The following is a 14,847-nucleotide window of genomic DNA, read 5'->3' as shown; positions in this document are numbered from 1 at the left end:
CCATAGTTAAACATTCTTGGTAACAACTAACCACTGCGTTTATTTTTGAAAAGTAAACGCTTTTCGGTCAAAAGCTAATAGCAAAAACAACCCGGAATCAGAAAAATACAAAAATAGTTACAACAAACACATTTGCTAAAACACCACTCAATAAGATCTGCAATTCCAGCCCTGTAAGAAAGCATTCCAGTTTAGGCAAAAAAGTACAATTTGCATCTAAGAGTTTTAAATTATCACCAAAGGTCACACCTGCATGTCTGGAGAACATTAAAGCAACAGAAGTTAGAAGCAAATTTCTTCTTTGCCTGCTGGTTGCTTCAATCATTTCCAGAACTTTATCATTCCATTTTTTACAAACTCCTTTTTAGATAAAAACATGCATTTAAAATAGGTAGAACCTATTCAGCTAACGAAAGCCACTGCTCAAATTGCTTAATAGTAGTTTCATGCTTTCTTTTTAAGCCCAATTCAGAGCACATCTCTTCTACAGGGTTTGAACTATTATTATTTTTAGCAAACGTTGCTAATCCCAGCGCTTCTTCATAAGCAAGCTCTTTCCAGTTTCTTTCATATCCAAACGCGTTAACACCTCGCCATTGAATTAACTCGCAAGTATCTTCAGGAGATAACCAAACTGTTGGCGAGAAACCCGCATTCTCTTTAATTCCTGCCCATGGCTTTAAAAGCTCATAAATATAATCAACTTGCTTTTTACTGGTGCGTGTCAAGCCATGTAAGTTAGCAATCTCCAATGCCAAAGTATGTAATGTGATACCAGGCCTTTCTTTCAATGTTTCTTGTGCAATCTCGATTAATCGTGATTTATATTCTTCTTTAAAGTAGTTGCTTGCATCAAGTACATTACTGGTAAGCTGTTGAGTATTTGATACAAGAGACGTTTCATGTTGAGCTGAAGGTGTTTTGTAATTAGTACTAGCAGCCGTTTTTAGAACCTCTGCTTCTGCTTCTGCTTCTGCTTCTGCTTCTGCTTCTGCTTCTGCTTCTGCTTCTGCTTCTAACAAGCTATCCTTTTCTCTTTCAGTAGCAAGTATTTCATTTAACTTTGAATCTAGCTTTTTAAGTGCGGTTTCTGAATCTACAAAATAGTCCGTAGACCAGAGCCTAACGATATTCCAACCTAAGCTTTCAAGGATTATTTGTCTTACACGATCTCTATCTCTAGCTGCTGGTGAGCCGTGATATGTTGCACCATCGCATTCAACACCTGCAATGTAGCATCCGGGTTTATCTGGATGAAGAATCCCCAAATCAACTCTGAACTTACTGACACCAACCTGTGTTTGGACCTTCCAACCCATGTTGCGTAATTCGTTTGCAACGGCTTGTTCAAAATCACTATCAAACTGATCCACTCCATAACGAGCCGACGTACTTTCCGCAAGTGAAATAGGCCCTCTTTCAGCAAACTCTAAATAATGTTTTAAATGTTCGATAGCAGTTGAAGAGGTACGGCTCAAATCAATCATTGAAGAGTCAAAACTACTAAAAATTACGACTTCTGTCGTTGCTCTCGTAATAGCAACATTAAGTCTGCGCTCACCACCTTGTTTGTTTAATGGACCGAAGTTCATACTCATCGTTTTCGCTTCTGGCTCAGTAGGACCATAACCTAAACTAAGCATTATGATATCTCGCTCATCACCTTGAACTGACTCTAAGTTTTTAACAAAAACAGGCTCTCTAGTTTCTGCTTCATGAAAATACTTTTCAATTTTTGGGTTATTCCTTCTAGCATCATCGAGTAAGTCTTCAATAGTGCGTTGCTGCTCTGTGTTTAAAGTAACGACACCAATTGACAATTTCTGTTGCTGCTTGTTGAGCAATCGCTTAGTGATTTCGTTTACAACAGCCTGTGCTTCTTTGATATTGTTCCGACCCTTGCCCTTTGCATAAAGGCCATTAACCCGATGTAAAGAAACAGCTGACTCTTTTGTCTCTGATGATGGGTAAGTTACTAATGAGTTTTCGTAGTACTTGCTGTTTGAGAATGCAATTAGAGTCTCATGTTTGCTTCGGTAGTGACCCATCAACCTTTTTAGCGGTAATCGAGCAGCTAAAGCTTGATCTAAAATAGATTCAAGATCTTCTTCATCTGGGGCATCGGAAGTACCGGCCGCGAAGAAGTTGGTTGGAGGCATTTGTTTAGGATCACCAACAATAATTACATTGCGCCCTCTGGCAATTGAGCCGACAGAATCCCATGTTGTCATTTGAGATGCTTCATCAAACACAACTAGGTCAAATCCTCTAAAGTCTGATGGTAGAAACTGAGCAACAGATAACGGTGACATCATCATACATGGAGTAAGCTCCAGCAATGACTCCCCAAGCTCTTTAATCAAAGCTCTAATTGGTATATGACGAGTTTTTTTCTGGATCTCTTTCGACAAAACACCGAAGTGACGGTCGTTCTTAGCATCTTTAATTTCAGTAGTTGGCACTCGACTTGAAGCCAGAGCAATAATGTAATCACTTGTTACTTCAGCTACTTTTTCATCTAATTTACGGAATGCTTCTATAGTAGCTTCATGTGTTGAAGCCTTAAATTCTCTTAAAATTTCACTGTCATCAATCAAAAGAGGTGCAAGCCAAGAAAAATAAGCTAATTCAAATTGTTCTAGTAATTCTGAAGGTTGGATAACACCTTGGCTCAATGCCTGCTCAACAGACTCTAAACCAACGCTATTAGCTTTTGCTTTGGCACAAACCCATTCACACCAGCTTTTAAGTTTCGCTTGATTGTTTTTTATTACACTTAAGGCTTGACTTAATTCAGTTAAATTTAAACCTGAAGTATCTGTAACATTGAAATCGAGTAAGTTTTTGTGGGCCTGTTCAAATTCTTTATAACTAGAGGCGAAATCATCTAATTTAGCCTCTAGTTGAGAGTTTTCAATAAAATCTCTGCCGTCAACAAATTGCTTTTTAATTACTATTAAAGCTTCTGTTGGGTCATTACATAACGAAATTGCGTTATTTAACTTAGCTTTTACTTTTCTTCCGAACTCCACGGAAGCTATTAAGTCTTTCGAAGTTGTAAACCAACCTTTCCAAATACCTAACGCTTCAAGTTCACCATTAGTTTCAGAAATATCATCGGCAAGCTGCTTTGCTTCTAATAGCTCAGCTAAAATAGAAAGATCACTAAACTTCTTAAACCCAAACTCATTTGCTTGTTTATTAACTTTCCACTTAGCAAATAGAGATTTAAGCCAACTACTATTTGCAGCTTCATATTCTGAATACCACCTGCTTATTGGAGCTTTCAATAGCTGACTAACTTCAATATTGCTACCTAGCTTGCTAATAAGCTCATCTAACTTTTCTTTTTTGAGAGCTAAGTTCTCTATAAGCTCAAATCGTTCGTTAAAGCCTGATTTTAAGACAAAAGTTATATCACGGTACTTCACAAGTTCTTTTAATTCATAAAATGAATTCAAGGCCAAGAAATTCTTGTTGTTCAGCTCAGGTGCATCGATGCCTAGGGTAGAAAGAGCCGATTGGAATTTATCTGTAATACTTTCAAATTCAATAAACCAAGCTTCAACTTTATTTATTAGCTGGCTTTGCCAAACATTTGACCATGCAGTAGCATTTATATAAGAGAAGCTAGTAAAGTCGAGTTCTTGAATATCTTCAAAGGCAATTTTAAGCTGCAAAACGATTTCATTTAGTGTGTTCAAGTCACTTTTTAAGGTTTTATCTGCACTTAAATCTAATGGCCAATTTAAGTTAAGTTTGACTTTCCCCTTATGAAGAGCAAGCCTTGATATTGCGTCTCGAACGGATACACCTGACTGTGACTTTTTATGTAGCTCTCTCACATAATCATTTAACTTATCTTTTTTATCCTTAAGCTCAGAAACATGCATAGACCATGCACTAGGATTTAATCCATCTCTTGATTGCCAAGCCTGAGCTAATTGCTCTAAAACGACCTTTTTGTTCGCTTTATTACTGTGAAGTTCTAAACATAGATGGTCCAAACCTACTTTTTGCAATCGCTTGTATACTACATTCAATGCAGCCATTTTTTCAGCTACAAATAAAACCTTCCGCCCCTTACCAATATTATGAGCGATAATGTTAGCTATTGTTTCGGATTTACCTGTCCCCGGAGGTCCTTCAAGTACAAAATCTTGCTCTTTTGCTGAAGCATCAACAGCAACTAATTGCGAACTATCACAATTAAGAGGCGTAAACACTTCAGCAGGGTCTATAGCCTCATCGACTTGATGTTGTTCAACAAACTCAGCAGATTGAATATAAGCATCTTTGGGACTTTCAACTAAGTGCTGAACAAATCGATTTTCTTTTAAGTCATCTAATCTATCTCTTAGATCTTTCCACATCAAATATTTTGCAAATGAAAATGAAGATAAAACTAATTCCTCAACTACCTCAAATCCCTTTTGCTCACTGACAGCCTGCCTTACCTGACTCCAAATAAATGGGACATCAATCCCACTTTCATCTTCAGGCAGCTCATCTTTAAATACATTTAAGTTAATATCGTGTTCAGATAGCAAAAACTCGATCAAAGTAAGATTAAAGATTGCTTCCTCACCTTGTAATTGCTCAACATAAATGGGAGCTCGAGCACTTTTTCGAGTGAGGTTAACTGGAATAAGAATTAATGGAGCTTTAAAGCTTCGGGTATCCTCGGGGTTCTCTTTCCACTTAAGGAAACCCAGTGCTAAGAAAAGTGTATTTGAACCACTTTCTTCTAAATCATTTTTTGCTTTCCGAAACAGCTCGATAGCATTTTTTTCTACCTTTTTAGGAGGCTGATTAGCTAATAAAATTTTATTATTTAACTGATTAAGAGCGTACTCTTTATGTATTTCAGAGCCGGTTTGGAAACGAAATAACTCACTGTCTCGTTCTGAATCAAAATATGGACTTTCTTGAGTTGATAAGAATTTAAACTTTGTCCCATCCGCCAACATATCTTCCATATTAGCTATATCAGGGCAATATAACTTTATACATACCGACTTATCATTGAAATTTAAAAGTTTATTTCTCTTAGTTAAATCAAGAAGCTTTCGGCACCATGAGTCAATGCGTGTTTCAGGGCTTTCTTCGACAACACGCTCTTCAGCACGAACGGGAGGTAAAGGAGGAACTTCAGGTAAAGTAAGTTCAACAGTTTCATCTACTGATTCAGTTTCAGCTTTAGCCTCTTCTATAGTTGATAACGGTTTAATTGACTGAGCTCGTGCTTGGCCAATATCTAAAACCATTACAAACTCTTCTTCTTTATCTTCGTCAAGTAAATTTCTGGCATGATCTTTTGCTTGTTCAAATGTAACAGGGGAAGCATTTGTTACAAGCGTTGTTTCAAACAAGACTAAATCTCGGTTATCCACGCGCTTTCTTATATCCTGTGGATCATCATTACAAAGAATTGGCAACTTCTCATCAATTAACCAAGCACCAGCAAAAGCATGCCCACTAGTGATAGCAACCACAGGATTAAGACCCATAGCTTCTATACAACTTGCAAATAAGACAGAAGAATCTAAACAAGCGGCCATTTTAGATTGGCTGATATCCGCTGCTAGACGAATTCGTTGGCCTGTTTTTGCGAAGCCTTGAGGAGGGCTAACATATGCTAACTTTTCTTGGAAAATAACATTCCAAAGTGCAGCAAGCATCAAATATGGCTTTTCTCTAGTGTTCGACTGATACCCATCTACTGAGCGTCCATGACCACTACTTTCTAAAAGTAAAGCGACTTTTCTAACTAAAGACTCTACGTATAAACCATTTGGCTTTACAAAAGCCGCTAGTAAATCTGGCTGACGACTCTCTCCACCCCAAAAATTGGCGGGGAGAATACTCACTTTATGCTCACTACTACACAGGAGAAGGTTTTCATCATCCAATAGCTCAAATTTAAGCCCTAGAAGAACTTCTTCGGTCAGGCCAAAAAGAGTTTCAAAAGGAAATTTAAGTTCTTTGACTGGTAATTTAACTGACTGTCCAGAAATCACTTCATCAATAAGCCACTCAGAGGAGTCTAACCAACCTTCAATAGCATTCAATCTTAACTTTAAATTACGATGGACTGGTTTGTCGTAACATTCCGGTACAATGATTTGGATATTACGCAAAACTGAATATGAATTTTGCTGTGCAGCTAGTGAAAAAGTAGAAATCACATCAACTTCTAATTCAATATTGCCTTGGTTTTGCTTATTAACTTCTTCCATGAGAGATTGTAACCCTTTGTTCTTGCTTAAGTAGCAATAGTAGTTTTAACCAATGTAACTATAACTTCGTATTAGGTCAAGAAATGTACGGCACATCAAAAAGCATTGGATTACAGTTCAAAGCGCGAACAAAGGCATTCAGGCACCTTTGGTATAAAAGGTAATGATTGACCAAAAGTAAGACTTGACCTAGTCACTTTTACATATCAAAACAAGGCAGTTGAAAACTGCTGAGGAATTATCAATATTCGCACCATAAAATTGCATTCGACCCTAATACAGGCTTTAAAAGGCCGTAACTTCTTTTAAATATAGCGAGGCTATAGCTGCCAATACAAAGGGGATCCAAACACGTCTATGTAGTAGTCAATAATGGCTCTTGCATTAAGTGATGGGTGACGGGCATTCGGGTATATTGCAGCAATAGTTTGAGTTTCAGTATTAATTGATGAATCAATCTCTGTAAAAAGCTTCACAAGTTTCCCCTCAGATAGACTGTCAGCAATGAGCCAATCTGGAAACAATACTATTCCCATACCATTTAAAGCGGCGGTGAGCAGAGACTCGGCGTTGTTCGAACTTAAAGTCGGAGTGATCGGGCAGTGAACCCATAAACCTTCGGGTTGCCTGAAATACCAACGATTTGGACCTGATGAGCCACTATAGACAAGACATTTATGTGTAACTAAGTCTTCAGGTTTTTTAGGCACACCATATTTTTGAATGTACTTGGGTGATGCAGTGAGATGATAACTCTGCTCTCCCACAATACGTGCTCGTAATGAGGAGTCGTTAAGCGTACCAATCCGAAATATGACATCTGACGCATCTTTCATCGGATCAATGTAATCATCAGTAAGAGTTAGCTCTATATCTAATTCTGGATACCTTTCGCTCAGATTAGCAAGGGCTGGAGCTATATGCTTTTGACCAAAAAATACTGGCGCGTTTATCCGGGCAAGTCCCGAGGGTTCTAGTAATCTTTCACTTAACGCTTGTTGTGCATCATGAAAATTTAAAGCCATTGCACGCGCATGATTTATGAATAGGTTACCGCTTTCAGTGGGTATTATCGCACGCGTATTCCGATAAAATAATTGATGTCCAAGCGCATCTTCAAGATTGTGTATAACACGAGACACTTGAGAAGCAGACACCCCTTCCCGTCTCGCTACCAACGAAAAATTCTTTAGCTCATACACATTGATGAAAATCAGTAAGCTCTTTAGATTTATAGATTCAAAATTACTCATATATGCATATTATGCAAAGGTGTTCACACAATAATGGCATTTTTCTCATCAATCGAAAAGCGTATTCTTCTTCACCTTAAAAAATGGAGAAAGTTTTATATGCAACTCTTTTTAATTTTGATTGTTATCGCTGGTGGTATGGGGCTTTCCGTTGAAGCCGGGTTACTAGGGCCTTTGGGAACGCAAGTTGGCGATTTATGGGCAACATTTAGTATTTTCGCAGTTGGGGCTGCATTAACATTTTTGTTGATGTTGTTTTTTAGCCCTCGTAATAGTGCATCTTTTTTCTCTCAGCCTTCATGGCAACTGTCAGGGGGAGTATTAGGTGTCGTTTATGTCGTTATTCTCACTGTTGCGACGCCTAAAATAGGTATTGCAATGACGATGATTGGTATTTTAGCTGGGCAAATCTCTAAAAGTTTAATTATCGATCACTTTGGTCTATTTGGTACCCCTCACAGAAGAATCGACAATAGACGAATTATTGCACTCATTTTCATCATTATCGCGTTAGCGATGGTTGCACAAGGTTAGGATCTATTATGACATTTATAATGATTTTATTAGCGATACTCGGTGGCGTTATGCTCAGTATTCAAGCAGCAATTAATGGTCAACTTGGAAGTAAATTAGGCGTTTTTAAGACCGCATTCCTTACATTTTCAGTGGGTGCATTAATCACAGCCTTATTGATCTTCTACTTTGAGCCAAAGCATTCAATCACGTTGCTGGATGTACCCAAATGGCAATTACTGGGAGCTATGTGTGGTGTTCCATATATAGTCATAATGGTACTTGCGGTGCAACGTATCGGTACCGCTGTCGCAACGGTTGCGGTTATTTTCGGGCAACTAACAATGAGTATGTTAATTGATAATTTTGGCTGGCTGGGGAATGAGCCAATACCTTTTTCAATTTATAGGGTAATTGCAATTATTTGTCTTGGTATTGCCTTATATTTTATATATTCAAGCAATAAGACTACAAATAGCTCAAGTGAACAAAAATTAACGAGAACATTTACTTCAGATTAGTGTGTTTAAGTTATCTAATGTTTAAATATTCCTACCCAATGAGCTAGGTGCCTAGCTCATTGACTAATTAAAACGACGCTAAATGCGCTTTTACTTGCTTACAAAGTCTCATCAAAACATTCATAACGCAAAGTTACAAACAGTCTTCAACCAATGAATACGACTCTTAAAGCTGCTTAATGGTTATCTTGCGGCGCCTAGTTGAGATCCATATCATTTATCGGATTTTAATTTATTACCATTCCAGTTTTGGAACAGAAAGAACACAATTTTAGTTGTTCATAAAATAAATAATCCCCCTTATGACAATAGTCATAATTCTGTCATTTAATTGATCAATAATTGGCGCTAATTTAATCAACTAACGTAATGAAGAAGTAATGAACAGTGCTTTGGTGCAACTTTCGTTTGCACTCCCCTCTAGTGATGATCCCTTATGTGCGGCACTTGAGCATACGATGGAATACGAACAACTGCATTTTGTTGCTAACGAGCAAAAGCAGGTTTTGTTTTATTGTGTGCTACCCGAAGATGCGCATGAGGGCGATGTGATCTCTATTAGTGCGACCTATCCTAATGCGCGTGAATCAGCGTATTTTACTGCGCGCACACTGACGCAACATGACCTAGATCAGCAGCTTATTATGCTTACGTTAGAAAACGTGACACAAAGTGGTGAATTTGTATTGCAGCTAATGCTTCATGGTAAGCATGCAACATTGAAAGACAGCGCGCAATTCGACGTGGGTATCGCTGCCAGCGCATCGCCACAATTAGCGCCGAAAAACCACGCTAAAAATCAGGGTTTTCGGCACTATATCAGTAATCTTGGGGCAAGTTTCTTAGCGTTTTTCTAATCGCAAAAGCTTATTTTACCCATGGTAATATCGGGGATCCCTTGCTCGGTATTACCAAAACGCTGTTGCCCCCCCGACAAACACTCATTTGCCAGAATCGCGAACAATACCGCCTCTTTCGCATCTGGGTTAATGCCTAAGCTATCGGTGTTTTTAATAGCTGAAAGCTGCGGGCAATTCGCTAAGATCATTTTCATTAGCAGCGGGTTATGCACTCCACCGCCACTGGCATACACTGCAATATCGGTCAGTTTTTCACTGCATTGATTGATTGCTTTAGCAATCATTAAAGCCGAAAACGTGACTAAAGTGGCCATGACGTCGTAATGAGACAGATCGCTCGTGTTAGAACGCGCTTGAGCCGACACTAAATACTCTAGGTTAAATACTTCTGGCCCTGTTGTCTTTGGAAAATCTAAACTAAAGAATGCATCACTGCATAACGCCGCTAACAAAGCGTCGTTTGCGGTGCCTTTACTGGCGATTAATGCATCTTTATCATACTGAAGCGGAGCAAAATGTCGCTGTACATACGCGTCCATAATGGTATTGCCTGGGCCAATGTCTGAACTAAAAACAGCTCGCGCATCGGCAGATTTTGGTAAATAGGTAAGATTAGCAATCCCCCCCATATTTAACAAAATACGGTTTTCTTGATGACTTGTGAAATACAAATAATCACCGTATACCGCCAAAGGAGCACCTTCTCCACCCGCAGCAATATGCTTTTGTCTAAAGTCGCCAATAGTGGTGATCCCTGCGGTAACCGCGAGATGATCACTGTCGCCAATTTGTAACGTTGCATTACCGTATTCAGGGCGTTTGTGCTGAGTTTTAGGGCAATGATAAATAGTTTGTCCATGACTTGCTATTACATCAATATGCTCTTTATCTATACCCCAGCTCGCTAAAGTATGTGCAACCATCTCGCCATGAAGCTGACCTATCCATGGGTTAAGTAAGGTTACTTCTTCAAGGTCGCATTCTCGCTTTGCAAACACGCGCTTAACGCGTGATTTATAATTATCGTCGTAATCAACGGTAGTAAACTTAATAACATCAACATGGGTATTCATGCCTTGCCCAGAGACCTCACACAGCGCAATATCAAGGCCATCTAATGAGGTGCCACTCATCAGACCAATAATTAATTTTTTTTCTTTTTTTGCACTTAAATACAGTTTTTCAATATGTTGATGCATAAATAAATCACTTAAAATCAGCTTGTTATATAGTAATAAGCCGTTTGACGGATTGGAATAGTTTATATTTTAAAACAATACATTTAAAGAATAATTATTGCAAAGATTTTTAATTTGCTTTAAAACTGTACGAGTGAGCTCCCCAAAAGGAGAACACAACAGCCATCATAACAAAAAGTATGACGCATTAAATTAACTAAATGGTCTTGGTCGCATACCAACCAGCGTTGATTTAAATGATAAAACGCTAGGGAATCAACATGAAAGCAAAGACAACTCACACAAAACGTTCGCTACTGCTGCTCTCACCACTTGCTATTGCTGTAAGCTCGGTTATGGGGGTGGCGCACGCTGCAGATACCGAACAAGCCAAAAAGCCTGAAGTAATCACTGTAACAGGCTCACGTATTCAACGAACCGAATTAGTTTCAAGCAGCCCTGTTGTCAGCGTTGATGAAGCACAAATTCACCTAGACCGTGCGGTAAACGTTGAAGATATTACGGCTAAACTGCCACAAGCGGCAGCAGGTGCAAATAGCACAGGCGCAACCGTTGGCGACTCGTTTGGCTCATCGACGATTGATTTACGTGGCCTAGGTCAAAACAGAACTCTTGTGCTTATTGATGGTACACGCGCTGTGCCATTTAGTTTTCGAAACTCAGTTGACGTAAATACGATTCCGGCAGGTTTAATTAAGCGTGTTGACGTGCTTACCGGCGGTGCTGCTGCGGTATACGGTGCTGATGCCGTTGCTGGGGTTGTAAACTTTGTATTAGATGATGATTTTACCGGTGCAGAATTCTCGACGAGTTATGAAAGTGCAGATGGCGGGAATGAAAAACTCAATTTTGAAGCAATTTTCGGGGGGGATATCGCCGAGGGTCGCGGCCACGTTACCGGATATTTAGGCTACACCGAACGTAAAGAACTTTTAGCAGGCGAGCGAAGCTACGCCCTTGATAACTCAACACCGCTGATTAATAGTGGTGGTTACTATACCGATGTTGCATCAGGCAATAGCCTTGCTATTACAGATGAAGGAAGTGTTTCAAATGAGCGTCAAACGACTGATTTTACAGCCGATCGTTACTTAACCCAACCAATGGATCGCTTTTCAACTGGCTTGTTATTCGATGTTGATGTAAGCAACAGCGCCGTTGCATATGGGCGTGCCATGTATTCGAAAGTGACTGTAAAGGGAGCGGGTGCCAGTGGTCAAACACCTATTTTTGTGAACGAGCAAGTCACTCTTACCAGTAATAACCCGTATATTCCTAGCGAGTTACGTGACCAACTAACGTTTGATAGCGAAGGTAATGCACGTGTAAATGTAGAGCGAAACCTTGGTTTAGGTGTACAACATACAAAAGCCGTTCGCGATTCAATGCAATTTCAATTAGGTTTAAAAGGCGATTTAACCGATTACTTACGCTACGATGTGTATGGTCAATACGGTAAAACCGACGAAGTAGCAACCATTTATAACAATGCCTATCGCAATGACAACAGTGGCAACAGCCGCTTTGCAGCGCTTGCTAACTCAGTGGACATTTTTGATCCCAACCTCGACTTAACTGATTTCAGCGACCCACTAATTTATACCACTCGCGACCGTACACAAAGTGTGATTTCAGCAACCTTATCGGGTGATTCAGGGTTCTTGTTTGAGCTTCCTGCTGGCCCTGTCGACTTTGCCGTTGGTTACGAATACCGTAAAGAAACCGGTAAACAAACACCGGGCGATGCGTTTAGAAATGGCACCAGCTTTGCGTCAATTAGTGCATTTGATATGGACGCAAGCTTCAGCTCAGAAGAGTTTTATGCTGAGGTATTAGTGCCTATTTTAGTTGATCAGCCCTTTGCCGAAGAGCTTAGTTTTGAAGGTGCTTATCGCATTTCTGACTACTCAAACACTGAAGCTGAAGACACCTATAAACTGGGTATAAACTGGGCAATTAACAGCGATATTCGTATTCGTGCAAACCGCTTAACGGCGTTTAGAGCACCTAACTTAGGTGAATTTGCCAGCCCTATTACGGCACTTTCGCTGTCGTTATTTGATCAAAACAGTGATCAATTTGTCCCTCGACTAGCGGGCCGTTATAACGGCGATCCTTGTTTGCTAGGTACGGGCGATGCAAGCCAATGTGCTGCATTTGGTGCGCCGCCAGTTGGCACTGAGTTTGACTCAAGCACAGCAAAATACACGTACGGCGGAAACCCAAATATTAAACCAGAGCAAGCTGAATCTGATACTTTGGGCATTGTTTACACCCCTAGCTATTTAGAAGGCTTTGATTTATCGTTAGATTATTACAGTATTCGCGTAACGGATGCGGTAAGTCAAATTCAACCAGGTGCGGCACTGCAAAGCTGTTACATTGACGATCCTAACCCGAATAACCCATTGTGTGGTGCAGTACTTCGCGATCCGAATACCGGGTTTATTAGCACAGCTATTGTTAACGACTTTAACTTAGCTGCAATTGAGCAAGCAGGTATTGACGTTGCGGCTAACTACGTTATTGATGCCCCAGCTCAAATGGGCGGTCGCTTTAGATTCTCGTACCAAGGTAACTTTGTTACTAAACAAACTCGCCAAAATAACAGCACCGTGGCAGAAGTAGACTGTAAAGGCACCTATGGCAGTGCGTGTTCTGGTGACTTTGCGAGTATTTTACAAGCAGACTATAAACACCGTGCAAGCATTGATTGGCAATTAGATAACATGAATTTCCAACTTGGCTGGCGCAGAATCGGGGAAGTAGAGTATGCTGTAGACCGTTCAGAAACAATCTCAGCACAAAATTATCTTGATTTCGCAGCAGCATGGCAAGTTAATGAGGAACTTGCTGTTAATTTTGGTGTCGATAACTTATTAGACCGTGAACCACCGACACCTGAAATCGGTGCAAACCACTTTAATACCGTAAGTGATTATAGTGTGATTGGCCGCTCTGTCGGTGTTTCACTGAGATACGCTCCGAGTTTTTAATTAGTCCTACTGTTTTAGCTACACAGGATTAATCCCCTCAAGCGCACCCTGCCCGGTGCGCTTTTTTATTGCCTCAAGATAGACCACTTAATTAAGCGAATTAGTATAATATTTAATTTTAACGCCTTAATAATTAGGTCAAAGTACCTAAATAAAAACTGATAAACAGGGAATGTATACATGCCATTTAATGAACAAGAACGCGCGGCTTTATTAGCGCTTAAAGGGGTGGGCCCCACAGTAGTAAAACGCTTTGAAGAAATAGGGATTGACTCATTTGAGCAGTTAGCAGGGTTCGATGCAAACACAATTGCTGAGCGAGTTGCCTCAATGCTACAGACAAGCTGTTGGAAAAATAGCCCGCAGGCAAAAGCGGCGATTAACGCCGCTATCACACGCGCTAAGCAAGGCTAATTTAAAGTTTAATGACCTCTATCGCACCGCGCTTTTGCATAGTAACAAAGAGTGTATCCTGCTCATCGTTAAAGGTTAGGTTTGTGGGATACTGGCCTTTAAGCGTGTAGGTTTTTAAAACCTTACCTTCAGGTGAAACCTCCAGCACTTTACCCGCTCCGTAACGGGTAATAAAAATATGCCCTTGGTTATTCACGCGCATGCCATCTAGGCCATGATCATCAAAGCGTATCAACACGCGTTTATTACTAATATTCAGTGCATCATCAAGGTCATACTGCCATACAACGCGTTGCACACTTTCATTTACATACAGCTTGCTGTTGTCGTTATTCACGGCAACCCCGTTAGTGGTTCCCATGTTTTTTTCGAGAAGGTGTGTGCTACCGTCTGCGTTTATGCGCCACAGCTGTCCGGTGCTTTTTGCCCAATTAGGATCGCTGGCAAAAAAGCTTCCTCCTTGCGTAATCGCAATATCATTAGGTTGATTCATTTCGCTGTTGTGGGCAAATACTTCGACTTGTTGGCTGTTCGCAGGCACTTTTAAAATACGGTGATTAACGTAATCGGCAATATAAAGGTTACCATGTTGATCAAATTGCAAACCATTACCAACGCTGTCATTTGATAAGCGCACAAATAATGACGACTTGCCCATGTTATCGACTCGGCCTATCGTCCCTTGCTCTGCATAGTTAACGGCATACAAAGTGCCGTTGAACATGGTAGGTCCTTCAATGCCTTGCGTAAACACATTGTCTTTTACAAAGTCTTGGCTATCAACGGCCATAACGGTTTGTGAGCTAAAAAGCGCAACGACAGCTGCTAAAGTGCGAAATTTCATGCTCATCC

At 40.1% G+C, this 14,847-nt stretch carries 10 protein-coding genes; 5 read left to right on the top strand and 5 right to left on the bottom strand.

Features of this window, described 5'->3' with window-relative positions:
• Window positions 1-97 precede the first annotated feature (97 nt).
• The 3 genes from D0907_RS18975 to D0907_RS18965 form a co-directional block, all read right to left on the bottom strand.
• Complete coding sequence (locus tag D0907_RS18975) at window positions 98-325, bottom strand: hypothetical protein (protein WP_118845051.1); 228 nt, start codon at window positions 323-325, stop codon at window positions 98-100.
• 73 nt (window positions 326-398) lie between these two features.
• Window positions 399-6,239, bottom strand: a complete 5,841-nt coding sequence (locus tag D0907_RS18970) for a DUF4011 domain-containing protein (protein WP_118845049.1) — start codon at window positions 6,237-6,239, stop codon at window positions 399-401.
• Between the two features lie 320 nt (window positions 6,240-6,559).
• Window positions 6,560-7,492, bottom strand: coding sequence for a LysR family transcriptional regulator (locus D0907_RS18965; RefSeq protein WP_036972445.1), 933 nt, complete (start codon window positions 7,490-7,492; stop codon window positions 6,560-6,562).
• A gap of 99 nt (window positions 7,493-7,591) precedes the next feature.
• Between D0907_RS18965 and D0907_RS18960 the strand changes: the two genes are divergently transcribed.
• The 3 genes from D0907_RS18960 to D0907_RS18950 all read left to right on the top strand — a co-directional run bounded on the left by D0907_RS18960 (window position 7,592) and on the right by D0907_RS18950 (window position 9,383).
• Complete coding sequence (locus D0907_RS18960) at window positions 7,592-8,026, top strand: DMT family transporter (RefSeq protein ID WP_036972940.1); 435 nt, start codon at window positions 7,592-7,594, stop codon at window positions 8,024-8,026.
• 8 nt (window positions 8,027-8,034) lie between these two features.
• Window positions 8,035-8,526: a DMT family transporter gene (locus D0907_RS18955; RefSeq protein WP_036972446.1), complete on the top strand. Its 492-nt coding sequence runs from the start codon at window positions 8,035-8,037 to the stop codon at window positions 8,524-8,526.
• Window positions 8,527-8,906: 380 nt separating this feature from the next.
• Entirely contained in the window at window positions 8,907-9,383 is a 477-nt protein-coding gene (locus D0907_RS18950; RefSeq protein WP_118845047.1) for a hypothetical protein, read from the top strand.
• Here D0907_RS18950 and D0907_RS18945 read toward each other — a convergent pair.
• Window positions 9,380-10,585 carry an anhydro-N-acetylmuramic acid kinase gene (locus D0907_RS18945; protein WP_118845045.1) on the bottom strand — a complete coding sequence of 402 codons (1,206 nt, stop codon included), beginning with the start codon at window positions 10,583-10,585 and terminating at the stop codon, window positions 9,380-9,382. The genes D0907_RS18950 and D0907_RS18945 overlap by 4 nt on opposite strands.
• A 260-nt stretch (window positions 10,586-10,845) precedes the next feature.
• On the opposite strand from D0907_RS18945, the gene D0907_RS18940 reads away from it, so the two are divergent.
• On the top strand, window positions 10,846-13,581 hold the full coding sequence (locus tag D0907_RS18940; protein ID WP_118845042.1) for a TonB-dependent receptor domain-containing protein: 2,736 nt from the start codon (window positions 10,846-10,848) through the stop codon (window positions 13,579-13,581).
• A gap of 180 nt (window positions 13,582-13,761) precedes the next feature.
• Window positions 13,762-13,995 (top strand): hypothetical protein, encoded by a 234-nt coding sequence (locus tag D0907_RS18935; RefSeq protein WP_065978546.1) that lies wholly within the window; start codon window positions 13,762-13,764, stop codon window positions 13,993-13,995.
• Window position 13,996: 1 nt separating this feature from the next.
• Here D0907_RS18935 and D0907_RS18930 read toward each other — a convergent pair whose 3' ends face one another.
• Window positions 13,997-14,839, bottom strand: a complete 843-nt coding sequence (locus tag D0907_RS18930; protein WP_118845040.1) for an SMP-30/gluconolactonase/LRE family protein — start codon at window positions 14,837-14,839, stop codon at window positions 13,997-13,999.
• Window positions 14,840-14,847 lie beyond the last annotated feature (8 nt).

Source organism: Pseudoalteromonas lipolytica (genome assembly GCF_003515105.1).
In the GTDB taxonomy this organism is placed as follows: Bacteria; Pseudomonadota; Gammaproteobacteria; order Enterobacterales; family Alteromonadaceae; genus Pseudoalteromonas; species Pseudoalteromonas lipolytica.
Note: the sequence above shows the minus strand (reverse complement) of the source record. Positions and strands in the feature narration are given on the sequence as shown.

What these genes read in the sequence shown, in the direction of transcription:
- D0907_RS18940 (WP_118845042.1), top strand. Translation starts at nt 10,846, where the DNA reads ATGAAAGCAAAGACAACTCACACAAAACGTTCGCTACTGCTGCTCTCA.
- D0907_RS18970 (WP_118845049.1), bottom strand. Translation starts at nt 6,239, where the DNA reads ATGGAAGAAGTTAATAAGCAAAACCAAGGCAATATTGAATTAGAAGTT.
- D0907_RS18945 (WP_118845045.1), bottom strand. Translation starts at nt 10,585, where the DNA reads ATGCATCAACATATTGAAAAACTGTATTTAAGTGCAAAAAAAGAAAAA.
- D0907_RS18975 (WP_118845051.1), bottom strand. Translation starts at nt 325, where the DNA reads ATGATTGAAGCAACCAGCAGGCAAAGAAGAAATTTGCTTCTAACTTCT.
- D0907_RS18930 (WP_118845040.1), bottom strand. Translation starts at nt 14,839, where the DNA reads ATGAAATTTCGCACTTTAGCAGCTGTCGTTGCGCTTTTTAGCTCACAA.
- D0907_RS18955 (WP_036972446.1), top strand. Translation starts at nt 8,035, where the DNA reads ATGACATTTATAATGATTTTATTAGCGATACTCGGTGGCGTTATGCTC.
- D0907_RS18935 (WP_065978546.1), top strand. Translation starts at nt 13,762, where the DNA reads ATGCCATTTAATGAACAAGAACGCGCGGCTTTATTAGCGCTTAAAGGG.
- D0907_RS18965 (WP_036972445.1), bottom strand. Translation starts at nt 7,492, where the DNA reads ATGAGTAATTTTGAATCTATAAATCTAAAGAGCTTACTGATTTTCATC.
- D0907_RS18950 (WP_118845047.1), top strand. Translation starts at nt 8,907, where the DNA reads ATGAACAGTGCTTTGGTGCAACTTTCGTTTGCACTCCCCTCTAGTGAT.
- D0907_RS18960 (WP_036972940.1), top strand. Translation starts at nt 7,592, where the DNA reads ATGCAACTCTTTTTAATTTTGATTGTTATCGCTGGTGGTATGGGGCTT.